Annotated in this window: 16 protein-coding genes and 2 tRNA genes; 5 read left to right on the forward strand and 13 right to left on the reverse strand. The window is 64.8% G+C overall.

Going from position 1 to position 22,694, the window contains the following annotated elements; all coding sequences use genetic code 11:
* Positions 1 to 63: 63 nt before the first annotated feature.
* The 3 genes from F615_RS0106060 to F615_RS0106070 form a co-directional block, all read right to left on the reverse strand.
* Positions 64 to 2,466, reverse strand: coding sequence for a serine/threonine protein kinase (locus F615_RS0106060; RefSeq protein WP_051090195.1), 2,403 nt, complete (start codon positions 2,464 to 2,466; stop codon positions 64 to 66).
* Positions 2,467 to 2,551: 85 nt separating this feature from the next.
* Entirely contained in the window at positions 2,552 to 5,872 is a 3,321-nt protein-coding gene (locus F615_RS0106065; protein ID WP_026330076.1) for a UvrD-helicase domain-containing protein, read from the reverse strand.
* Complete coding sequence (locus F615_RS0106070) at positions 5,869 to 8,538, reverse strand: PD-(D/E)XK nuclease family protein (RefSeq protein WP_083932409.1); 2,670 nt, start codon at positions 8,536 to 8,538, stop codon at positions 5,869 to 5,871. The genes F615_RS0106065 and F615_RS0106070 overlap by 4 nt, the downstream gene beginning before the upstream one ends.
* A 131-nt stretch (positions 8,539 to 8,669) precedes the next feature.
* Between F615_RS0106070 and trxA the strand changes: the two genes are divergently transcribed.
* The 5 genes from trxA to F615_RS0106100 all read left to right on the forward strand — a co-directional run bounded on the left by trxA (position 8,670) and on the right by F615_RS0106100 (position 14,184).
* Complete coding sequence (gene trxA / locus F615_RS0106075; RefSeq protein ID WP_019560287.1) at positions 8,670 to 8,999, forward strand: thioredoxin TrxA; 330 nt, start codon at positions 8,670 to 8,672, stop codon at positions 8,997 to 8,999.
* 263 nt (positions 9,000 to 9,262) lie between these two features.
* Positions 9,263 to 10,525 carry a transcription termination factor Rho gene (gene rho, locus F615_RS0106085; RefSeq protein WP_019560288.1) on the forward strand — a complete coding sequence of 421 codons (1,263 nt, stop codon included), beginning with the start codon at positions 9,263 to 9,265 and terminating at the stop codon, positions 10,523 to 10,525.
* A gap of 214 nt (positions 10,526 to 10,739) precedes the next feature.
* Positions 10,740 to 11,000 carry a type B 50S ribosomal protein L31 gene (locus tag F615_RS0106090; RefSeq protein WP_019560289.1) on the forward strand — a complete coding sequence of 87 codons (261 nt, stop codon included), beginning with the start codon at positions 10,740 to 10,742 and terminating at the stop codon, positions 10,998 to 11,000.
* 133 nt (positions 11,001 to 11,133) lie between these two features.
* Positions 11,134 to 12,810, forward strand: a complete 1,677-nt coding sequence (locus F615_RS17870; RefSeq protein WP_019560290.1) for a glycosyltransferase family protein — start codon at positions 11,134 to 11,136, stop codon at positions 12,808 to 12,810.
* Between the two features lie 6 nt (positions 12,811 to 12,816).
* A complete protein-coding gene (locus F615_RS0106100; protein ID WP_019560291.1) occupies positions 12,817 to 14,184 on the forward strand; it encodes an MATE family efflux transporter in 1,368 nt (455 codons plus the stop codon).
* On the opposite strand, the gene phoR is transcribed toward F615_RS0106100, so the two are convergent.
* The 10 genes from phoR to F615_RS0106150 form a co-directional block, all read right to left on the reverse strand.
* Positions 14,150 to 15,511, reverse strand: coding sequence for a phosphate regulon sensor histidine kinase PhoR (gene phoR / locus F615_RS0106105; protein WP_019560292.1), 1,362 nt, complete (start codon positions 15,509 to 15,511; stop codon positions 14,150 to 14,152). The genes F615_RS0106100 and phoR overlap by 35 nt on opposite strands.
* 12 nt (positions 15,512 to 15,523) lie before the next feature.
* Positions 15,524 to 16,225, reverse strand: a complete 702-nt coding sequence (gene phoB / locus F615_RS0106110; protein ID WP_019560293.1) for a phosphate regulon transcriptional regulator PhoB — start codon at positions 16,223 to 16,225, stop codon at positions 15,524 to 15,526.
* Positions 16,226 to 16,240: 15 nt separating this feature from the next.
* Complete coding sequence (phoU, locus tag F615_RS0106115; protein ID WP_019560294.1) at positions 16,241 to 16,948, reverse strand: phosphate signaling complex protein PhoU; 708 nt, start codon at positions 16,946 to 16,948, stop codon at positions 16,241 to 16,243.
* Between the two features lie 82 nt (positions 16,949 to 17,030).
* Positions 17,031 to 17,816 carry a phosphate ABC transporter ATP-binding protein PstB gene (gene pstB / locus F615_RS0106120; protein WP_019560295.1) on the reverse strand — a complete coding sequence of 262 codons (786 nt, stop codon included), beginning with the start codon at positions 17,814 to 17,816 and terminating at the stop codon, positions 17,031 to 17,033.
* Positions 17,817 to 17,837: 21 nt separating this feature from the next.
* Positions 17,838 to 18,704: a phosphate ABC transporter permease PstA gene (pstA, locus tag F615_RS0106125; RefSeq protein ID WP_019560296.1), complete on the reverse strand. Its 867-nt coding sequence runs from the start codon at positions 18,702 to 18,704 to the stop codon at positions 17,838 to 17,840.
* The gene (gene pstC, locus F615_RS0106130; RefSeq protein ID WP_051090196.1) at positions 18,701 to 19,678 is read right to left on the reverse strand and encodes a phosphate ABC transporter permease PstC; all 978 of its coding nucleotides are present in this window, start codon (positions 19,676 to 19,678) and stop codon (positions 18,701 to 18,703) included. The genes pstA and pstC overlap by 4 nt, the downstream gene beginning before the upstream one ends.
* Before the next feature lie 167 nt (positions 19,679 to 19,845).
* Entirely contained in the window at positions 19,846 to 20,886 is a 1,041-nt protein-coding gene (pstS, locus tag F615_RS0106135) for a phosphate ABC transporter substrate-binding protein PstS (protein ID WP_019560298.1), read from the reverse strand.
* 283 nt (positions 20,887 to 21,169) lie between these two features.
* Entirely contained in the window at positions 21,170 to 22,219 is a 1,050-nt protein-coding gene (gene tssA, locus F615_RS0106140; RefSeq protein WP_019560299.1) for a type VI secretion system protein TssA, read from the reverse strand.
* Between the two features lie 177 nt (positions 22,220 to 22,396).
* Positions 22,397 to 22,470 (reverse strand) — tRNA-Cys (locus F615_RS0106145).
* 130 nt (positions 22,471 to 22,600) lie between these two features.
* Positions 22,601 to 22,676 (reverse strand) — tRNA-Gly (locus tag F615_RS0106150).
* Between the last annotated feature and the right edge of the window lie 18 nt (positions 22,677 to 22,694).

A 22,694-nucleotide genomic window follows, 5' to 3' on the forward strand; every position in this document is an offset into this window, starting at 1 on the left:
TCGTCCCCCCATCGGACCGCAAAACTGGCGGGGGTTTGACCGGTATCTCCGGCAGCAAGGTGCTCAGTGAGCGACTTGCTTGAAAGCCATCACGGCCTGGTTGCGCAAGGTCCGCAGCAAAGACAGCTCGCGCTCATCGATCGAGATCGAGCCGCTGCGGGCCTTGTCTGCGTATATCAGCCCCAGCGGCGCCTGGCGCAGCATCAGTGGCAAGAGCAAGAACGTTGGCGCATCGACCTGGCGGCGATACCACTCGGGCAGGCGCTCGGCCAGATTGGGCACGCGAGCATCGGAAATCAGAGTATCGACCCCCTTTTTGCACACCAGCGCAAACAAATCGGTGGCCGTGGGCGAGAGGTCGATGCGAAACCGTGCGGCCAGCTGCTCGGCATCACGCCCCAGGCCGTAGCGGCCGATCATCATGCCGCTGCGGGCATCACGCAGGCACAGAAGCACATGGCCAAAGCCCAGCGAGCGGTACATCGTCTCCAGGATCATGTGCAGCACCTCGTTGAGCTTGCAGTTCTCGACGAGGGCGTTGCTGACGTCCTGGATGCCAGCGGCCAAGCCCTGCGCCGCAAGATCGTGTGTCGGCTCGGCCACATCCTGGAGTTCTCCAGCTTGCGTTTGCACCACGGTGTCGAGGTCGTGCTCGCCGAGTCCGTCGCTTCGCTGCAAGCCCTGCGCAGGCCCCCGAGTGTCGAGCAAGCGCTGGCTGCGGCTGCCCGCAGCGACCTGGATATCCAGCGCCGGCACCATCTCCGCCATGCGCTCGCGCGAGCGTTGCACGGCCTCCAGCACATCGCGCTCGGCCAATTCCAAGGCCGCCCCGTACCGAGCGGCCACAGCCTTGAGCGCTTCGACGTGGTGCGCACGTTCCAAGTACAGCACGGCATCGGCCAGCTCATTGGCCGCACAGGCCAGCAAGCGCAGCCTTTCGGTGGGCACACTGGGCTTTTTCACCGGCGCATCGGCGGCCAATTTGCGCATGCTGGCTTGCAGCGCCTGCGGCAAGCCCCAGTGACGGGCCACGCCGAGCCCCAGCTCTTCGAAGCTCAGCCCCAGCACTTGCACGGCCGCTGCCGACTCGTCGAGTCCCGAGCCCCGGCCGGCGTGCATCAGGCGGTGGATCTGCTCGACTTCTTCCGGAAAGTAGAACTGAACCAAGGTACGCCCGAGGTTGTGGAACATGGCCGCAATGAAGGCCTCTTCGGCCTCCCGGCCGCTGAGGGCCAGCTCACGGGCCACGTTGCCGGCCATGAGCGACCGCAGATACTCCTCCTTCAGTGAGGCTGCGTGGGCCTTGTCCTGCATGTGCTCCAGCATCACGAGCGACAGCGCCAAGTTGCGGATGCCTGCAAATCCCACGAGTGCCACCGCCCGTGTGACCGTGCTGATGCTGCCGCCACCGGCGCTGCGGTAGTGCGCCGAGTTGACCAGGCGCAACAGCTTGTTCGTCAAAGCGACATCCTTGAGGATCTCGTTGGACAAGCCATGCAAGCTTTCGTGCTCCGAGGCCGCCAGGCGCTGGATGCGCGCCACCGCGTCGGTCAGCGCCGGAAAGTCGCTCTTGTGGCGCATGCGACGCATCAAGAATTCCAGTGTGGCATGCCCAGCGACTTGGCCACCGGTGTCTTTCGGCGTGAGCCAAGCCTGCAAAGCAGCCGCCAGCTCGCCAGCACTGGCGTAACGCACGCTCGTCTCACGCGCCGTGGCCCTGTGGACGATGGCCCGCAAAGCGTCGTCCACCGGATGGGGCAGCTGCGCCGGCAGGGCCACGTCCTCGTGCGTGAGACGGTGCAAGGCCCGATACGGATCGGACTCACGCACGGCCGGCACGCCCACCAGCATCTCATAGAGCACCAAGCCGGCGGCGAACACGTCGGTCTGCACCGTGGCCGGCAAGCCCTGCGCCAACTCCGGGGCCATGTAGCCCGGCGTGCCGACCAAGGCGTCCTGCACGGTGCCCTGGCCTTGATTCACCGCAATGCCGAAATCCATCACACGGGCCCGGCCATCACGGTCTACCAAGATGTTGGAAGGCTTCAGGTCGCGATGGATCACGCCGGCCCGATGGGCATGCTCCAGTCCCTCCAACACCCCGAGCATCAGGCGCACCGCCTCGGCTGCCGGCATGGCGCCATGCTCTCGCAGGCGCTGCGACAAGGTCGGGCCTTCGACCAGCTCGAACACCAGATAGGGGTGGCGATCGTGCACATCGGCCTCGAACAGCGGCACGATGTGAGGATGCGTCAGGCGAGCCACCGCCCGCGCTTCATGCAGCCACTGAGTCAAGGTCTGACCGTCGCTGGCCTGCGCGCGGTGCAACTTGAGGGCGACTTCCCGATCCAACCGCGGGTCGAACGCTTTCCAGACCGCACTCTGCCCCCCCTGCCCGAGCAGTTGGCGCAGTTCATACCTCCCCAAGCGACGAACGGGTGGATGGGCGGTGGTCGGGGTTGGCATGCTGGCACGCGAGGTGGAGGATCACACCCCATTGGACACCGCCTTGGCCTGCCGCAAACGGGAAACTAACCTGAGCAAAGCGGGCTTATTTCCCCGCAGGCTCGACTTCCACCAACCGTCCGTCTCCGGTGATGAATGCCGCACGCACCGGCCGAGAGGGGTCGCCCGCCTGCACGGCACGCCGATACCGTTCCAGCTGCATCCGCAAGGCCGGGTCGTCCTCGGGGCGGAACTCGGTCTTGTAGTCCAGCACCCACCATCGCTGCCCATCGGGCTCCCGGCGCAACACCAGCCGATCGATACGACCCGGACGGCCATCGACCACCACCGGCACCTCATTGCCGGCCCACAGCAGCGTCTCGCCCCCCAACAACGCAACAATGCGTGCATCGGCCAGCATGCGCCGCACCACCTCTGCTGCGGCCCTCGCGGTCCCCTCGTCAGCGCCGAGCTCTTCGGCCGCACGCTGCACCAGCGCGTCCACGCGGCTCGGCACCAAGCCAGACGGTACGGCCAACCACTCCAGACAACGGTGCACCACTTCCCCCAGTCGCGCGCCCTCGGTCGATCGCAGTGCAGAAGTGGACTCGATGGCCAGCTGGGCTTGGCGATGCAGACTCGGCAAACGCCAGACGCCCACCTCGGCGGCCACGCTTTCCTGCGACGACTCGCCGCGCCCCGCAGCCGGCTCCCACGGCACACACACGGCGGCCAACCGCGACCACCAGCTCTTTCCGTCTTGCCCCAGATGAGGGGCACTGGCGCTGATCACGAGCTGCTGGCGTGCACGTGTCATCGCCACGTACAAGCTGTTCATCTCCTCGCGCGCGCGCGCGGTGCGCTCCAAGGCCATCGCCTCCACCAGGCTGGGCGCAGGCTGCCGCTCGTCGGCCACGAACGCAAAGCAACGCGGCTGCGGCGCCTCGGCCGGCCAGTCCACCAAGACGGTGCCGCTGTCGTGGCGATCGGCACTGCTACGACGCTCCGGGTCGGTATCGATCAGGAAGACCACACGGGCCTCCAAGCCCTTGGCCCCGTGAATGGTGAGCAGCTGGACCGCCTCGGGGGCGCCGTCCAAGGAGAATTTGGGCGAATGTTTGCGCAGGGCTTGCACGAACTGATGGGGCGTGGCGTAGCGACCACCGTCGAGCTCCAGCGCACAGGACAACAACGCCTCCAAGTGTGCGATCACCGATGGGCGCAACTCCGGTGGCACCCGTTGCGCATACCGGGCCAACACGTCACCCTCGGCGTAAATGCGGTCCAGCAAATCGTGCGGCGGCAAATGGCGGGCAGCCTCGGCCCAGCCCGGCAAAAGCGCGCGAGCTCGTCGCAGCGCCGGCCCTGGCAGGTCGTCCAGCGTGCTGGAGGCCATCAGCGCCTCCCACCAGCCCCCCATCTGGCGCGCGCGGCCGGCCAGCCAGACGAGTTCCTCGTCATCGGCGTCAAAAAGCGGAGACCGCAACGCCTGGGCCAGCGACAACGCATGACCGGGGGAGACCAAGGCATCCAGCAAAGCCACGAGATCGCGCACCTCCAGCGCATCCATCAAGGCGTGTTCCTCGGGGCTGGCGCAGGCGATATGCCGCTCGCGCAAGGCTCGGGCGACCCAGCCCAGCGGTGCGCGCCGGCGCGCCAGCACATGGATCTCTCCTGGGGGCACCCCCTCGGCCCGCACCAGGTGCTCGATGGCTTGCGCCACGGCGCGGGCTTCCTGTGCCCGCCAGGGTTCCTGCTCCTCGTGGCGCGACTGCGTCAAGCTGTCACGCCATGCCGACTCGTTCGGCTCGATCCGCGCTTGCCGTTCGGGTCGCTCGATGCGCGGCAGCGCACACACCCGCCCGGCCCAACCCTTGTCTCGGTGCTCGGTCGTATGGGGCCGAAAACCCTCGAAAGCCCCTTCGGCTTGCGCCTCTTCGAACACCACTTTCAGGGCATCGATCACCGCTTGCGCATTGCGTCGGGTGTGGTCGCACGCCAAGACCGAGCCGCCCAGACCCTGCACCACCAGGGTTTTGGCCGCCTCGAAGACCCGGGGTTCAGCCCGACGGAAGCGGTAGATGCTTTGCTTGGGATCACCCACGATGAACACCGCCGGCGGCCGCCGCCCGCTTTGGCCGCCGCCCGCACCGGCATAAGACGACAGCCACTGAGACAATGCTTGCCACTGCAGCGGGTTGGTGTCCTGGAACTCATCGATCAGAACCTGACTCACTCGGGCATCCAAGCGCTCTTGCATCCAGGCCGCCATCGCGCCATCGCCCAGCAGCCTCAGGGCACATCGCTCCAGGTCGGCCATATCGGCCAGGCCCCGTTGCCGCTTCACCGCCCCGTAAGCCTGCAGCAGCACCCTGCCCAAGCGCACCAGACGTTGGTGCTCCCGGTGGGCGATCTCCTGAGCCATCCCCTGTTGGATCTCGTTCAGCCAAGCCACGGCATCGTCCAGCCCTGGAGCCTGGAGGTGCTTGCGCAGCGAGCCCGACTGGGTGAACAAAGCCGCGCGCACCGCATGAAATGCCGCCTGGTCATCGGACAAGGACAGCGCCTGCTCCAGCGCCAGGGCGGCCTTGCGCGGCGTGGCGTTTTTCTGCGCGCCCAAAGCACGGGCCACGGCCTGTAGCACATCCCGCACGGCCGCATGCCGCATGCGTTGAGCCGGGTGCTCCAGCCCTGCAAATTCGGCCCGCCACTGCGCGGCCGCCGGCACGCTGGCGGCCAACGTGCCGGCGCCGTCGGCCAGCTCGAACTCCACACGCCTGTCGATCAAACCCAGCAACCACTGGCGCACCCGCGTCTGAGAATGGTCTCGCATCAAGGCCGCCAAGTCGTCACGCAAGCCCGGATCCGCGTGCACTCGGCGCAACCATTCCAGCCAGGTCGGCCCCTGCAATTCGGCAGTGTCCTCGAGCAAGCGGGCCTGCGGCACCAAGCCGAGCTCGTCGATCACGTGCAGGGGCGCCGCCCGCAGCAGCTGGGCAAACCAGGCATGGAAGGTGCGGACCTCCACCTGCTCGCCGGACTCCAACAAGCGCTCGTACAACCCTCCCAGGGTCGCCGCTTGCCGGTGTGCCTCAGGCTCGCTCAGGCCTCGCTCCACCAGCGCCTCGACCCGAGCGTCCTGGCCCGCCAGCGCAAGCTCAGCCAGCCACTCCATCAGCCGGGCACGCATTTCCGCAGCCGCCTTCTTCGTGAAGGTGATGGCCAAAATCTCGCGCGCGGGCACCCCGTCGAGCAAGGCCCGCAGAATGCGCGACACCAACATCCAAGTTTTGCCCGCGCCGGCGCAAGCCTCCACGACCACGCTGCGCCTGGGGTCGCAGGCCTGCGCATAGAACGCCTCGCGGCTAACCCGTTGCCCGTCGATGTAATAAGACGGTGCATCGGCATGCCCCACGTCCCCCCTCATGCCAACGCCTCCTCGCCCATCGAGCCATCCCAATGCGCCTTGCGGCACAAGCCGGCCGCGGCGCAATGCTCGCATGCCGGCCCCTGCCCCAAGGGCGGCAGCGGCGCCCCCGCTGCCAAACGGGTGAAGTCCTCGGCCAGTCCTGCCCGCAGCGCCGCCGCACTGTCGGTCACTCGTGGATGCTCGATCCACTTCACTGGCGTCTCCAGTGCCAAATAGCCAGCCTCCAACCCCTCCAATTCCTCCACCGCCCCGACGAGGCCTTCCCACAAGGCCGCATAGAAGGCCAGCTGCGTATCCTCCAGCGGCCGACGCACACGGGCTCGCAAGCTATCGGCCGAAGACGTCTTGTAGTCGATCAACCGGGCCCGGGCCCCACCGTGCTGCTGCATCAGCCGGTCCACCCGATCCAGCCGACCTTTCAAATCGGCCGGCCCTGCACCAGACATCGAAACAGCCCACTCGCCGCGCTCGAAGCGCCACCCCTGAGCCTCTTGAGCATGCAGCCAGTCCACATAAGCCGGGGCCAAACGCTCGAAATACAACCACTCGGCCAAAAAGGCCGCATCGTCCAGGCCCAGTGCCTGCTGTTGCTGTCGCCCCATCGCCAGCAGTCGATCGACATCGGCCTGCCAATCGTTGCTCGGTGATGCGCGCGACACATGGAATGCATGCAGCACCCCGTGCAGCCACTGGCCCAGGTCGCGCCGGTCCGGCGCATCATCGAGCACCTCGACCTCCTGCAGGCCCAGCATGTGCAGCGCAAAAAAACGATAGGGACAGGCTCGCAAGGCCTCATAGGCCGACGCGCTGACCTTCGATGGCAACAAAGCCGGCGCCGAAGGCCGCGTCGGCCGCACGACACGCACGGGCAAGACCTGGCGCACCAACCCATCGGTGGCCGCCGCCCAGTCGCGCCCGGCGCGGCGCAGCGCCAGGCGCAGGGGCTCCAGCAGCGGCGACACCTGCAGCGGCTCGCCCTGATGCGTGCGCCGCCATGACAGGCTCAAGCGCGGGTGGGTGAGCACATGGCGCAGCGCCAGCCGCTCGCGCTGCCAGAGCGCTTGCCCCGTGGGCAGCCCCAAATCACGGCGCTCGGCCTCACTCAAGCAGCCACCGACACTGGCTGCAGCCCCCAGGTGCGTGTGATCGCAGCCGGGCAAGACCACCGCCGCAAAGGGCCGCAGCATGCATCGCGACAGCGGCGCAATCACCACCTCGGCGGGCTCCTGAGGCGCCGGTCGAAACGACACCGCCTCCAGCACTTCGTCCACCCAGGCCCGATACTCCACGCGGTCGCACACCAATTGCGCGGCCTGCCTGCCGTAGGCACCGGCCCCAGCCTCCCCCTCGTGCAAATGCAAGGCCTGCAACAACTGGGCTCCTGCAGGATCGCGCTGCAGGCGCTGCCAGGCTCCGCAACGCTGCAACCCTTGCACGAGAGCCTGCTGCCATCGAGCGAGAAGCGTCTGCGTCAGACGCGCCAGCGGTTCGCGCACCTCGCTCCAAAACTGCCATAGCGACCGCGCCGCTTCCGGCAGAGCCTGCAGCCGCACCTGCGCCACCGAAGCCGCTTGCTGTCGGCGCAGCGCCTCCTCCAACGCCACGAGCCCCGCCTCGTGCCCTTGAAGGTCCACGAACCCGCTCTTGAGCCAGTCCAGCAGTTCATCCGTGGACGCCCCGGCCTCGCACAGCCGCAGCAGCCCCATCACGCATGCGCCCGCCCGGGTCGTGGACAGCTTCCAGCCCGTCTCATCATGAACGCGGACCTTCTCCCGCTCCAACAAGGCCCGAATGCGGCGCACCAGCCCGCGGTCCTGGGCCACCAAGGCCACTGGCACCTCGCCGTCGGCCACATGACGCAAAACCCGGGCTGCCGCCACCTGGGCCTCCTCCTCGGCGTCCCGACACGCCACCAAGGACGGCACCTGCCGCATGTCGGTGATCGCGGTCCCTTCGGGTGGATTCACCTCCAGCCACAGCGCCGGACCAGGAAATTGCGCCACGACCGATGCCATGAGCGCATCGACCTCGCCGGCCTGCACGACCGCCCAAGCCGCCGGCCGCACCCGGAACAACGCATCGGTGGGCAGCGTGTCGCGCTGGCGTGCCCAGGCCCAGGCCACCCGAGCCAAGGCCCCCTCCACCTCACCGGCGGCCACCTGAGCCGCCAGCCGGCTTTCGAGCCGCTCCTGCACACGAGCCCACCAAGCCTCCCGCAGATCGGGAGGCTGACAAGCCGCCCCCTCCATCAGCTGATGGGTCGTCTCCACGAGCAGACGCACCCAGTGCCGGAACATCACTACATCGTTCTGCGCGGTCCATCGGGCCCAGGACTGGCTGGCCAGCAAAGGCGCCGCGGCCAAGCGGTCGACCAGCGCATTGCCGGTTGGCAACGCCTCTGGGATGTCCTGCGGCGGCCCCAACGCGGCCGCCAGCGTCTGCGTGGTTTCGAACCGGGGCATCCATCCGGCACCGACCTGACTGGCCCAAGCTTCGCGGGCCAAGGGCAGATGTTGCGCAAAAGGCACGATCACCCACAGGTCACGCGCCGCCATGCCGTGCCGTTCGAGGAAGCGACGCAGCGCCAAGATGACGTCCGCCCAGGACTCCGGTGCGCTGGGCAGCTGGCATCGTTCGAGCGAAGTCGGCATCGAAGAAGACATGCATCACGAGGATTCGATCCACGCGGCCCACTGCCGCGCGGACTCCCTGACGGCTCAAGGGCCAGCAGGCTTTGTGTCAAAATCATTGTGCCTTGTCGGGCTGGAGGCCTGACGCACACGAGGATTGAACAATGAGCAGCGAGCTGATCAAACACGTCTCGGATGCGTCTTTCGACGCCGACGTGCTGCAGGCCGACAAGCCTGTGTTGGTGGACTACTGGGCGGAGTGGTGCGGTCCTTGCAAGATGATCGCTCCCATCCTGGACGAAGTGGCCAGAGACTACAACGGCCGTCTGCAAGTCGCCAAGATGAACGTCGACGAAAACCGGGAAGTGCCCGCCAAATTCGGCATTCGCGGCATCCCCACCTTGATGCTGTTCAAGGGAGGCCAGCTCGCCGGCACCAAAGTTGGCGCACTGACCAAGGCCCAGTTGACGGCCTTCGTCGACGGGCATCTATAATCAGCGCGAAAGTTGGCTGACGCCGGAGCCACAAGCCCGGCGCAGCTCGACGGGCAATAGGTCGCTGAACTCGCCGCTGCGCCCCATTCATTGCCGGCGCTCAGTTTCGGCTCACCACCCTTCCTAAACGCAGCATCCGCGGACATCGCGGACGCAAACCGGCGCAGGTTGACGGCGCTGCCTGCCTCATGGGCAGCGCAGCCGCCTCGCTGATGCCTCAGGTTTCTCCAGTTTCGTCTTCACACCGACCAGGGTTCGCACCCATGCACCTTTCAGAACTCAAAGTCCTGCACGTCTCGGAGCTCATCAAAATGGCCGAGTCGCTGGAGATCGAAAACACCAGCCGTATGCGCAAGCAAGAGCTGATGTTTGCGATCATGAAAAAGCGCGCCAAACAAGGCGAGCAGGTGTTCGGCGATGGCGTGCTGGAAGTGCTGCCCGACGGTTTCGGCTTCCTGCGCTCGCCCGAGACCAGCTTCCTGGCCAGCACCGACGACATCTACCTTTCGCCCAGCCAGATCCGCCGCTTCAACCTGCACACCGGCGACATGATCGAGGGCGAAGTTCGCACTCCCAAGGACGGTGAACGCTATTTCGCCTTGGTCAAGGTCGACCGTGTCAACGGCCTCACCCCCGAGGAGAACAAGCACAAAATCATGTTCGAGAACTTGACCCCGCTCTTCCCCAAAGAGCAGTTCAAGCTCGAACGCGACATCCGTTCGGACGAAAACATCACCAGTCGCATCATCGACCTCATCGCCCCCATCGGTAAAGGCCAACGCGCCCTGCTGGTGGCCCCGCCCAAGAGCGGCAAGACCGTGATGATGCAGCACCTGGCCCACGCGATCACGGCCAACTACCCCGACGTCTACCTCATCGTGCTGCTCGTCGACGAGCGCCCCGAGGAAGTGACCGAGATGCAGCGCACCGTGCGCGGTGAAGTGATCAGCTCCACCTTCGACGAGCCTGCCGCTCGTCACGTGCAAGTGGCTGAAATGGTCATCGAGCGGGCCAAACGCCTGGTCGAGCTGAAGAAGGACGTGGTCATCCTGCTGGACTCCATCACCCGCCTGGCGCGTGCCTACAACAACGTGCTGCCCTCCTCGGGCAAGGTGCTCACCGGCGGTGTGGATGCCAACGCCCTGCAGCGGCCCAAGCGCTTCTTTGGCGCGGCCCGCAACATCGAAGAAGGCGGCTCGCTCACCATCATCGGGACGGCCCTGATCGACACTGGCAGCCGCATGGACGAAGTGATCTACGAGGAATTCAAAGGCACCGGCAACTGCGAGATCCACCTGGACCGCCGCATGGCCGAAAAGCGGGTGTATCCCTCGATCCTGCTCAACAAGTCAGGCACCCGCCGCGAGGAACTGCTGCTCAAGCCCGAGATCCTGCAAAAGACCTGGATCCTGCGCAAGCTGCTGTACCCGATGGACGAAATCGAAGCGATGGAATTCATCCTCGACAAAATGAAGTCCACCAAGAACAACCACGACTTCTTCGACCTCATGCGTCGAGGTGGGTGAGTCGGGACCAGGAACAGTCCTTGGCGGACTGTTCCGCGCCCGACGAACCGGTCGAGCTCTGCGAGACCGTGGACTCGGTTTTTGTGAACTGCGGCGGCTGTGATCCTCAGCAACCTTCGAGCACTGCTATATAATTAAAGGTTTCCTGTATTCCGGAAAGTGCGCCGAGGGGTTCGGCGTGGCTCCCGGCGCGATTGCGATCAAAGGACTCGGCATGAAAGAAGGCATCCACCCCAACTACCGCGAAGTCTGCTTCGTGGATCTGTCCAACGGTTTTCAATTCGTGACGCGTTCGTGCGCGCCCACCAAAGAAACCATCAAGATGGACGACGGCCGTGAACTGCCGCTGTTCAAACTGGAAACCTCCAGTGAGTCGCACCCCTTCTATACGGGGACGCAAAAAAGCGTGGACAACTTGGGCGGCCGCGTCGAGAAATTCCGCAACAAGTTCGCCCGCGTCGGCCTCAAGAAGTAATCCCTGCGGCGGCAGGGTCTGTTCGCCACACACCCCAGCCCCGATCACAAGGCAGCCCAGACATCGGGCTGCCTTGTTCGTTTTCGGGCCCGCTCTGTAAGACACTGCCCCAGCAGCGCCGAAATCCTGCATCATGGCGGCCGTGCTGCACGCCTGCCCTCCTGCCTTGAACCGCCCCACCCCAGCCATCGTCACCCAACGCGCTGCGCGGCGCTTGCCCCGTTGGGCCTTGTTGCTGCTGTGCGCGGCCTATGTCCTGCCGGGCCATTTCGGGCGAGACCCCTGGCGCAATGCAGACGTCACCGCGTATGGCTACATGCACGCGCTGGCCCACGGGGGCGACTGGTGGCACCCGACGATCGCCGGACTGCCCTCTGACGGCGGCTTGTTGCCTTATTGGCTGGGGGCGCTATTCATCCAGGCTTTCGGCAGTTGGATCGGGCCGGAGCTGGCGGCTCGCGTGCCCTTTGCGCTATTGCTGGCCACCACCCTGGCCCTCACCTGGTACAGCTGCTACCACCTGGCCCGTACGGAAGCGGCCCAGCCGGTGGCCTTTGCCTTTGGCGGCGAGGCCCATCCCATAGACTACGCACGGGCCGTGGCCGACGGTGCCGTGTTGGCCCTTTTGGCCAGCCTGGGTTTGTTGCAGCTTGGGCATGAGATCACGCCCGAGCTGGTCCAGCTTGCCGGCGTGAGCTTATGCCTCTATGCCGTCTCGGCCAGCACCTACCGAGGCTGGCAGCCCCGTCTGGCCATCGTGCTTGCCCTGCCGCTGATGGCCGGCAGCGGCGCCCCCAGCTTGGCATTGACCCTGGCGGCGGCCGCCACGATCGTGTGTTGGCGCTCTCATTACGACGCCACCCGCGCCTTTGTTCCCTGGGTGCTGGTTTCGGCCTTGTTCGCCGCCCTGCTGGCAACCGCTTTCGGCACTTGGGGCTGGCGGATCAACCAATGGCCGTCCGTGACCCAGATCCTGCGGCTGCTCGTTTGGTTCACCTGGCCGGCGTGGCTGCTGGCCGGGTGGACATTGTGGCGCTGGCGCCAGCACCTGCAGCATCGACACATCGCCTGGCCTGCATCGATCGTTGCGATCGCGGTGATCGCCTGTGCCGCGATGAACGGCTCCGACCGGGCATTGCTGCTGGGCCTGCCCGCCCTGGCCGTGCTATCGGCCTTCGCGTTGCCGACGCTGCGGCGGACCATGGCTTCGGCCATCGACTGGTTCTCCGTGTGCTTCTTCAGCGCCGGCGCCCTGTTCGTGTGGGTGATGTATGCCGCCATGCACACCGGTATCCCCGCCAAGCCGGCCGCCAACATCGCCAAGCTCGCCCCGGGTTTCGAAGCCAGTTTTTCCTTGCCAGCACTGTGCCTGGGCATCGCCGCGACCCTGGCCTGGGGCTGGTTGGTGCGCTGGCGCACGGGCCGGCATCGGGAAGTGCTGTGGCGCAGTCTCGTGCTGCCCGCCAGCGGCGTGGCCTTGATCTGGTTGCTGATGCTCACCCTGTGGTTGCCCTTGCTGAACTATGCCCGCAGCGACCGCCCGCTGGTCGAGCGCCTGACACGCCATCTACCGGCTGGCGCCTGCGTGCTGACCAGCGGCTTGCCGCGCCATCAGCTCGCAGCCCTGCAAGCCCTGGGAGGCTTGCGCGTGCAAGCCAGCCTGGAGGCAGGCCCTCGAGATTGCCGCTACCTCTTGTTGATCGGCTCACGGCGCAGCCCGCCCGTGGCACCTGCGGGGTGGACCTTGGTGGCCGCCGAACGGCGTCCGACGGATCGCCACGAGCAGACCTATCTCTACCGCAGGGACTGATCGCAAATGGCCGCCTGGCGATCCATCGCCCGCGATGCGAGCTCCATTTTGATCGGTCAACTCGCCACCATCGGCTTCGGTGTGGCCGATACCCTGATGGCCGGGCGCGCGTCGAGCGAGGACCTGGCCGCGCTGTCCGTCGGCGCGGCTTTTTACATCAGCATCTTCATCGGGCTGACCGGCGTCGTGCAGGCCTTGATCCCCGTGGTGGGCCAGCATCACGGCAGCGGCCATCCTCGCCTGGTGGGACGCGCTTTTCAACAAGGCGTGTGGCTGGCCTTGGGGCTGGCCGTGCCCGCCATGCTGCTGATGTTCTTTCCCGATGCGCTGCTGGCGCTGACCGACATCACGCCAGAAGTGGCTCAGCGCACGCGCGAGTACCTGTTTTGGCTCGGTTGGGGCCTGCCGCTGGCACTGCTGCTGCGCTGCTACAGCGCGCTGAACCAGGGCATGTCCCGCCCCCTGCTGGTGACCATGCTGCAACTGGGCGGCCTGGCGCTCAAGTTGCCGCTCAACGCCTGGCTGGTGTTCGGCGGCGGCGCCGTCCCGGCACTGGGCGTGAAGGGCTGCGCGCTAGCCACGTTGTTGGTCCTGGCGCTGCAACTCCTCGTGGCCTGGGTGATGCTGTGGCGACTGCCGATCTACGCCCCCTTCAGGCTTTGGCACGACTGGGAAGGGCCCCGTTGGTCAGACCAGAAAGAGCTGCTGCGCCTGGGTCTGCCCGCCGGAGCGAGCTACTTCGTCGAAGTCACGGCTTTCACCTTGATGGCCGTCTTCATCTCACATTTCGGCACGACCGCCTTGGCCGGGCATCAGATCGTGGCCAACCTGGCCTCGGTGGCCTATATGCTGCCTTTGTCCATCGCGGTGGCCACGGGGGCCCAAGTGGCCCAGTTACGTGGTGCCGGCAATGCCCAAGGCGCCTGGCACGCCGGCTCTCAAGGCATCGGCATGGCCGTGGGCCTGTCGGTGGGCCTGGGCTTGGGCCTGTTCGTCCTGCGTGGCCCCATCGTCTCGGCCTACAGCCTGGACCCCGCCGTGCGAACCATCGCACTGCAGCTGTTCGTCTTCATCGCCATCTACCAGATTTTCGATGCGGCGCAGGTCACGACAGCGTTTGCCCTGCGTTCCTTTCGTATTGCCGCGGCGCCTGCGGTGGCTTACGTGGTGTCACTGTGGGGCATCGGCTTGGCCGGAGGATGGGTGCTCGGCTTCAACTTCGGGGGCCACATCCCCCGCGCCTTGCACGGTGCCAGCGGTTTTTGGGCCGCCAATCTCGCCGCCCTCGCCCTGGTGGCCACCCTCCTGCTGCTGATGTACCGACGGCTTGGCCGCGGCTTCATGCAGACGGCGCAGCCACTGGCGAGGCCATGACATCGTCCTGCGCCGGCGCGACAGGCGCCACACGCAATGGCGGCACGATGAGTCTGAACTGAGAGCCCTTGCCCGGTTCGCTGCGCATGTCGAGCTCTCCGCCGTGGCGCTGCATGACGTGCTTCACGATGGACAACCCCAAACCGGTGCCCCCCGTTTCCCGCGAACGGCTGCCATCGACGCGGTAGAACCGTTCGGCCAAACGCGGCAGATGTTCTTTGTCGATGCCGATACCGGTGTCTTGCACGAGGAACTCACCGCTGCCGTCCGCACGCACACGCCAGACCACATCGATGCTGCCGCCCTCGGGGGTGTAGCGGATGGCATTGCTCACCAGATTGCTCAACGCACTGAAGTATTCACTTTCGACACCGGCCACCCGAGCAGGCTGCTCCACACGGAAACTGAGGTGGTGACGCCCACGCGACAGGTTGTGCGCATCCTGCTCGGCCTGGAGCATCAGCCGTCCCACATCACACCAGACATCGGTCGGGGGCCGGGGCCCGCCTTCGAGGCGGGCCAGGGTCAGCAAATCGCTGACCAGCGTCTGCATGCGTTCGGTCTGCTGCGCCATCAGCCCGAGTACGCGCGTGCGCTCGGCGTCCGTCAACGGCAGGTTGGTCAAGGTCTCGATGAAGCCCGCCAACACCGTCAGAGGTGTGCGGATCTCATGGGAGACATTGGCCACGAAATCACGCCGCATTCTCTCGGCCCGCTCACGCTCGGTAATGTCTTGCGACAGCACCAGCTTCATGCCCTCTCCGTACGGGCGTACCGTCACCGACAAGCTCACCCCCGCGCGCGCGCCAGGAAACTGAATGGAGCCTTTGAACTCCCCCTCCTGGAGATAAGCCACGAAAGCCGGTGCACGCACGAGGTTGGTCACGCGCTGCTGCAAGTCACGCTGAGGGTCGAGCCCGAAATGCTCGGCCGCCACACGGTTGCACCACTGGATATGATCCTCCGCGTCGAGCATCATCACGCCATTGGGCGAAGCTTCGATGGCCGAGAGGAACTGCGTCAAACGCGTCTGCTCGTGCTGCACCTGCTGCTCGCGCTTGCGCAAAGCACGCTCGATTCGATAGCCGAGCTCGCCCCAAAGCCCGGCATCTCGCGGGGCAGCACCCTGCTGGTCTTCACGCAGCCAGCGCAGCAGCCGATGGCCTCTCAGCGTATCGAGGAGGATCAACATCGCCGCGGCCCCGCAGGCGCCCAACAGCCCCATCAGCAGCGCGGACTCCAGCATCCGCCCGACCCCATAGCCCGCAACGGCCCCCGCCAAAACCACGGCAATGCCAGCGAAAGCCCGAGGAAACAACCAGTTCATGCTCGGCAGCACTCAGGTCGTGGGGGGCGGCAGATGCTGCGCGAGGCGATAGCCCGCGCCGCGCACCGTCTCGATCAACTGTGAACACTGCACCGGCGCCAAGGCCTCACGCAAGCGCTTGACATGGACATCCACGGTGCGCTCTTCGATGAACACATGATCACCCCAGACACGATCGAGCAACTGCGCACGGCTGTGCACGCGCTGCGGGTGCGTCATGAAAAAGTGCAGCAGGCGAAACTCCGTCGGACCCAACTTCACTTCCCGTCCCCCGTGTGTGACGCGGCGCGTGCTGGGGTCCAGCCGCAGGCCGCCGACTTCCACCGCCGCATCCAGCGCCTCGGGCGCCTTGCGCCGCAAGACCGCGCGAATGCGCGCCATCAACTCGTTGGTGGAAAACGGCTTGGTCAAATAGTCGTCCGCGCCGGCATCGAGGCCGGCCACCCGATCGGGTTCGTCGCCGCGCGCCGTCAACATGATGATGGGAACGTCCTTCGTCCGAGGCTCGGCACGCCAGCGCTTGGCCAAGTCCAAGCCGGATTGCCCCGGAAGCATCCAGTCCAGCAGGATCAGGTCGGGCAGGATGCGATCCACTTCGGCCTGAGCCTGAGTGGCATCCGCCACGACCGTGACCTCATAACCTGCGTGACGCAGGTTCAGCGAGACCAACTCGGCGATCGCATTCTCATCTTCGACGACGAGCACTCGGCTCATGCGGCCACCCCTCCTTCAGCGTACCGCCGACTCGACGCTCTCCATCGAGGCGTGCCGCACGTCGGTGCCCTTGACGATGTAGATGATCTGCTCAGCCAGGTTCTTGGCATGATCGCCCACACGCTCGATCGCCTTGGCCACGAACACCAAGTCGATGCTGGCCGAAATCGTGCGCGGGTCTTCCATCATGTAGGTGATGAGCTTGCGCATCAGGCCATCGAATTCCTGATCGATCTGATTGTCCTGCTTGATGACTTCCAGCGCCTGGTTCACGTCCAGCCGCGCAAACGCATCGAGCGTTTTGCGCAACTGGGTGGTCGCCAGCGAGGCTTCGAAAGACACGTCATTGACGGGTAAGCGCAGGCGGCTGAACACCCCCGTGTTGATGAGTCGTTGGACGGTGCGAGCAATGCGTGCTGCCTCGTCACCCACACGCTCGAGATTGCCGATGGTCTTGGAAATCGCAATCAGCAAGCGCAGATCGCGCGCGGTCGGTTGCCGACGGGCAATGATGGTCGACAAGTCGCGGTCGATCTCGACCTCCATCTGGTTGACGCGCTCCTCCTGTGCGATCACCTCGGTGGCCGCATCACCACTGAAGTTGGACAGCGCATAAATGGCTTGCGCCACCTGCGACTCGACCAGCCCGCCCATCTCCAGCACGCGGGTGGAAATACCGGACAGCTCGGCATCGAATTGGGTGGACAGATGTTTGTCAGTCATGCGGATCTCCTATGGCCCAGGGGCAAACGCGTGTCGGGGGAAGTCTGGACTGGCGCGGGCGCGCGCTGCCGCGCCCACCGCATCACCCGAAACGACCAGTGATGTAGTCCTCGGTGTCCTTCTGCTTGGGCTTCATGAAGAGTTCGGTCGTTGCACCGAACTCGACCAGCGTGCCCAGGTACATGTAGGCGGTGTAATCGGACACCCTTGCCGCCTGCTGCATGTTGTGCGTCACGATGATCACCGTGTAATCGTTCTTGAGCTCATGAATCAGCTCCTCGATCTTGCCGGTGGAGATAGGGTCCAGTGCCGAACAAGGCTCGTCAAGCAGCAACACCTCCGGTTTGATGGCAATACCGCGGGCGATGCACAGGCGCTGCTGCTGCCCCCCGGACAACCCGGCCCCACTCTGGTCGAGCTTGTCCTTGACTTCATTCCACAGGGCTGCCTTGCGCAGCGCCCACTCCACGCGTTCGTCCATTTCCACACGCGGCAGGTTCTCGAACAGCCGCACACCGAAGGCGATGTTGTCGTAGATCGACATCGGAAACGGGGTGGGCTTTTGGAACACCATGCCGATCTTCGCCCGAATGAGCGAGACATCCAGCTTGGAACGCAAAATGTCCTCACCGTCCAGCAGAATCTGGCCTTCCGCGCGCTGTTCGGGATAGAGCTCGAACATGCGATTGAAGGTCCGCAACAGCGTGGATTTGCCGCAGCCCGACGGGCCGATGAAGGCCGTGACCCGCTTTTCCGGAATCTCGAGATTGATGTCCTTCAGAGCGTGGAAGTTGCCGTAATAAAAGTTGAGGTTGCGCACCGAGAGCTTGATCTTCTCGGCCACGGGCACATCGACTTTCGCGTCCATCAGGGATGCCTCTTGGGGAAATCAGTGTTTGTTGCGGAACAACACGCGCGCGGTGATGTTCAGCACCAGCACGCCCAGCGTGATGAGGAACACACCGGTCCAAGCCAGCTTCTGCCAGTTCTCGTAGGGGCTCATGGCGAACTTGAAAATGGTCACCGGCAGGCTTGCCATCGGCTGTGACAGATCGGAGGTCCAGAACTGGTTGGACAAAGCGGTAAACAACAGGGGCGCCGTCTCACCCGCGATACGAGCCAACGCCAGCAACACGCCGGTGATGACACCAGCGCCCGATGCCTTGAGCGTCACGCTCAAGATCACTTTCCACTTCGGCGCTCCCAAAGCATAGGCCGCCTCTCGCAATGAATTGGGAACCAGCACCAACATGTTTTCGGTCGTGCGGATCACCACCGGGATCACGATCAGCGCCAGCGCCAAAATCCCGGCCCATGCGGAAAACGACTTCACCCGCGCCACCACCACGGCGTAGATGAACAAGCCGATCACGATGGAAGGCGCAGACAGCAAAATGTCGTTGATGAAGCGCGTGATCGACCCCAACCAGCTGCGCTGACCATACTCGGCCAAATAAATGCCAGCCAGCACCCCGATGGGCGTGCCCATGGCAGTGGCCAGCGTCACCATGACGATCGAACCAAAGATGGCATTGGCCAAGCCCCCGGTTTCTGCTTGCGGCGGCGGGGTCATTTCGGTGAACACCGACAGCGCCAGGCCGCCGATCCCCAGGCGAATGGTTTCCACCAAGATCCACACGAGCCACACCAAACCGAAGGCCATGGCGCAAAGCGACAGCGTCAGTGCCACGGCATTGACCCGCTTGCGACGGCGGTGCATGGCCAGACGACCGGGATCGAAACTTGCCAGGCTCATGAGCGCGCTCCCTCGTTCTTCTTCAGTTGCATCAGCAAGATCTTGGACAATGCCAACACCACGAAGGTGATCAAAAAGAGCACCAGGCCCAAATAGATGAGCGACGCCTGATGCAAGCCAGCAGAGGCTTCGGCGAACTCGTTGGCCAGCGCCGAGGTGATGCTATTGGCCGCTTCGAACAGCGACAGCGAACTGAGTTGATTGAAGTTGCCGATCACGAAGGTCACGGCCATGGTCTCGCCCAGCGCGCGCCCAAGCCCGAGCATGATGCCCCCGATCACGCCGGTTTTGGTGTAAGGCAGCACCACTTTCCAAACCACCTCCCATGTGGTCGACCCCAAACCATAGGCCGACTCCTTGAGCATGGCCGGCGTGACCTCGAACACGTCACGCATCACCGCCGTGATGAAAGGGATGATCATGATGGCCAGGATGATGCCGGCCGACAAAATACCGATGCCCACGGGCGGCCCGGACACCAACGTTCCCAGATAGGGCACGTCCCCGAAGGCCCGCTGCAAGGGTTGCTGCACATAGTTGGCCAACAGCGGGCCGAACACCAGCAACCCCCACATGCCATACACGATGGAAGGCACCGCCGCCAGCAATTCGATGGCCGTGCCCAAAGGCCGCTTGAGCCAGCGCGGGGACAACTCGGTGAGAAACAGCGCAATCCCGAAGCTCACCGGCACCGCGATCACCAGCGCGATGAACGACGTCATCAGCGTTCCGTAAATCATCACCAGGCCGCCGAAGTTCTCCTCCACCGGATCCCACTGGCTGCGCCACAGAAAGCTCAGCCCGTACTTCTCGATGGCAGGAGCCGCACCGATGAACAGCGACACGATGATGCCCACGAGCATCCCCAGCGTCGCCAGAGCCGCTCCATGGGTGAGCATGGAAAAAAGCTTGTCGGCCCAAGGAGAGGAGCGCCGCACGACGGGCGGTCCTCCCACGGGATGAGAATGTTCCATCTTTGGGGTCTGGTCCAAGGAAGCAGCTGGAAGTGTAGCGGCCACAAGTCCTCCGAATCACGCAGGGATCCACATGCAAAGGGGGCGCAAGGCCCCCATCGATGACGACACCGCCGGCGCACCGACCCCCATGGTGCAGAGGGAGTCGATGCCCCCAAGCCCCGGAGTCAGTTGGCAAAAACCGGCTTGCCCGAGGCGTCTTTGATGTCACGCGCCCAGTGAGCACGAATCAACTGCTTGACCGACTCCGGCAGCGGCACATAGGCCAAGCTGGAAGCCATGGCATCGCCGCTCTTGAACGCCCAGTCGAAAAACTTCAGCGCATGGGCGCCTTGCTGTGGTTTGTCCTGCACCTTGTACATCAGGATGAAACTGGCGCCGGTGATCGGCCAAGCGTCCTTGCCCGGCTGATCGGTCAGGATCTGATAAAACGTTTTGTCCCACTGCGCACCGGCTGCCGCCGCTTTGAAATTGGATTCATCCGGCGCGACGAACTGGCCATCGCGGTTGCGCATCAGGACATGCGCCATGCGGTTCTGCTTGGCATAGGCGTATTCCACATAACCGATGGAGTTGGGCAGACGTTGGACGAACGCCGACACCCCTTCGTTGCCCTTGCCCCCGGCACCCGTGGGCCAATTCACGGCAGTGCCCTCGCCCACTTGGGCTTTCCACTGAGCGTTCACCTTGGACAGGTAGTTCGTGAAGATGAAGGTCGTCCCGGAACCGTCGGCACGTCGAACCACGGCGATCTGGGCATCGGGCAGCGGCACGCCCGGGTTCAGCGCGGTCAGGGCCGGGTCGTTCCACTTGGTGATCTTGCCCAGGTAAATATCGCCCAACACCTGTCCGGTCATGCGAATCTGGCCGGGCTGGATGCCGCGAATGTTCACCACGGGCACCACGCCACCAATCACCGACGGGAACTGAATCAAGCCGATTTTGTTCAGCTCCTCGTCCTTCAGAGGCATGTCCGAAGCCCCGAAGTCCACCGTCTTGGCCGTGATCTGACGGATCCCGGCCCCAGAGCCCACCGATTGATAGTTGATGCGCACCCCGGTGGCTTTGTGATAGGCATCAGACCATTTGGCATAGATCGGCGCGGGAAATGTAGCGCCAGCACCGGTCACATCTTGGGCATGCACCGAAGCCACCCCGCCCGCAAGCGCGACGGCAGCCAAGGTCAGTCGGAACAAGGAAGACTTCATGAGAGCACGTGTCGATGAAGGTTGGAACAAGCCAGTCCACAGCACCGGGCGCACTGTAGGCCGGTTCTGTGACATCTTGATGACAACCATTGTGCCGTTTTCCGGCGAGATACCGTCACAAAACGGTCACCCGAGGGTCACACACGCCGTCTGCCGCCATACGCCGCGCAATGCGCCACCGCCGGGGGAGCGTCCGGCGCAGTGAATCGCGCGATCATGGCGCACTAGCCTCTGCCGGTCGGCCCCGGCCAGCTGGCCTCTCTTGCGGGATGGACCGGGCCGCTCAAGCCACGGGCGGCTCCCGGGTCACGCCCAGCAGTTCATCGACATGGGCCAGCGTGCCCGGATCCTTCAACACCACTTGCAGCCACTGATGCAGGGACATCTCTCCCCAGCGCGCTGCCTTCTCGGCCAAGTAGGCCACCGGGCTGTGGGGCTCGGTGCGTCGAAAAAAAGCCGCCACCTCACGCAGTTGCCGCAAGGCCTGTTCGCGGCTGAGCGGCGCCGCAACAGGAGCCATCCGGGGCGCATCCTGCGCCGGGTGCGCTGGCAGGGGTTGATCGCTCGCCGCCTCCGGCGGACGGTCGGCCGACACCCCAGCGCTCTTGCACAGCCGGCCGATCTCATGGGCGGCGGCATCCAAGGCTTCACGCGCCGCAGCAAAGCTCGGGCCCTCCTCGCCCAGGCGATCGTCGCACAACGCCTGCAGCGCCGCCAGTTGGTCTTGGCATGCTCGCACGGCCGACTCGACGGCCAGCAATTGCGGCGTCGGTGTCTCGCGGATGGCACGCTGCAACTGATCCATCGTCAGCCGCCCCTCGGCCAGTTCAGCCGCTGCGTCGGGATGGCGCTCCATCTGCTGCTGGAGCTGCCGCGCCGCCGCCCAATCACGCAAGCTGTGACGAGCGGACGTGATCGGCAGATCTTGGGCCAGGCCGACGATGCGATGCAGCAGCCAGGCCAGGTTCCCGATGCGTTGCGTCGCGTCGCCATCCTCGGGCAGTGGATGCAGATGGTCCCAGTGACGCTCGCACAGCGCAACACACAAGTGCAGCCCCTCTGCCAGCCCCGCATAGCCGCGCTGCATGGCCGCGGCCTCCGTCCACCACATTGCCAAACGCAAATCTTTGCTGCGCTCGGCCAATAGCTTGGCACACAAGGCTTCCACCCCCGGCCAGTCGGCCACCTTCAAGGCCGTGACCCAGGCCCCCTGATCGAGACTGGGATCGTCTTCGCGCCGCATTTCGCGGATGGCATCGAATTCACCCGAAAACGAAAGGTCTTCGCCGCAGGGTTGCTCCAGAGACAAAGGTTCAATCAGACGTGGGTCCATGCACGAGGTTCAGGTTGCAGCCACGAGACGCGCAGGATACTGAAAGCCCTACATCACAATCGCTACAAATTGCGACAAACCCTCAAGCATGGGGGCAGGCCATGCCACGGCCGATGCTGACCGCAGGAGCCCGCGCCAAACTCGAGCCCTGAGAAGAGAACGTGGGGAAAGAGAAGATGGAGGCGGAGGCCGGAATCGAACCGGCGTACACGGCTTTGCAGGCCGCTGCATAACCACTTTGCTACCCCGCCCTGGGGGAAGGCTGCGACGACTCGCCAAAGGCACGAGCCGCCAAAGCCTCTCACTGGCAACGAATGCTACCAATGAAAAAGGGAAGCTGCTTGGATCCAGGAGATCTGAAGAAGCTTCCCTTTCAGCATCTGGAGCGGGAGACGAGTCTCGAACTCGCGACCTCAACCTTGGCAAGGTTGCGCTCTACCAACTGAGCTACTCCCGCATGGGCTCCGTCGATTCG

Source organism: Caldimonas manganoxidans ATCC BAA-369 (assembly GCF_000381125.1).
GTDB lineage: Bacteria > Pseudomonadota > Gammaproteobacteria > Burkholderiales > Burkholderiaceae_C > Caldimonas > Caldimonas manganoxidans.

Coding starts and splice junctions, on each gene's coding strand:
- phoR (WP_019560292.1), bottom strand. CDS start 15,511: ATGAACTGGTTGTTTCCTCGGGCTTTCGCTGGCATTGCCGTGGTTTTG.
- rho (WP_019560288.1), top strand. CDS start 9,263: ATGCACCTTTCAGAACTCAAAGTCCTGCACGTCTCGGAGCTCATCAAA.
- pstB (WP_019560295.1), bottom strand. CDS start 17,816: ATGGACGCGAAAGTCGATGTGCCCGTGGCCGAGAAGATCAAGCTCTCG.
- trxA (WP_019560287.1), top strand. CDS start 8,670: ATGAGCAGCGAGCTGATCAAACACGTCTCGGATGCGTCTTTCGACGCC.
- F615_RS0106065 (WP_026330076.1), bottom strand. CDS start 5,872: ATGAGGGGGGACGTGGGGCATGCCGATGCACCGTCTTATTACATCGAC.
- pstA (WP_019560296.1), bottom strand. CDS start 18,704: ATGAGCCTGGCAAGTTTCGATCCCGGTCGTCTGGCCATGCACCGCCGT.
- F615_RS0106090 (WP_019560289.1), top strand. CDS start 10,740: ATGAAAGAAGGCATCCACCCCAACTACCGCGAAGTCTGCTTCGTGGAT.
- pstS (WP_019560298.1), bottom strand. CDS start 20,886: ATGAAGTCTTCCTTGTTCCGACTGACCTTGGCTGCCGTCGCGCTTGCG.
- F615_RS17870 (WP_019560290.1), top strand. CDS start 11,134: ATGGCGGCCGTGCTGCACGCCTGCCCTCCTGCCTTGAACCGCCCCACC.
- phoB (WP_019560293.1), bottom strand. CDS start 16,225: ATGAGCCGAGTGCTCGTCGTCGAAGATGAGAATGCGATCGCCGAGTTG.
- F615_RS0106060 (WP_051090195.1), bottom strand. CDS start 2,466: ATGCCAACCCCGACCACCGCCCATCCACCCGTTCGTCGCTTGGGGAGG.
- phoU (WP_019560294.1), bottom strand. CDS start 16,948: ATGACTGACAAACATCTGTCCACCCAATTCGATGCCGAGCTGTCCGGT.
- tssA (WP_019560299.1), bottom strand. CDS start 22,219: ATGGACCCACGTCTGATTGAACCTTTGTCTCTGGAGCAACCCTGCGGC.
- F615_RS0106070 (WP_083932409.1), bottom strand. CDS start 8,538: ATGTCTTCTTCGATGCCGACTTCGCTCGAACGATGCCAGCTGCCCAGC.
- F615_RS0106100 (WP_019560291.1), top strand. CDS start 12,817: ATGGCCGCCTGGCGATCCATCGCCCGCGATGCGAGCTCCATTTTGATC.
- pstC (WP_051090196.1), bottom strand. CDS start 19,678: ATGGAACATTCTCATCCCGTGGGAGGACCGCCCGTCGTGCGGCGCTCC.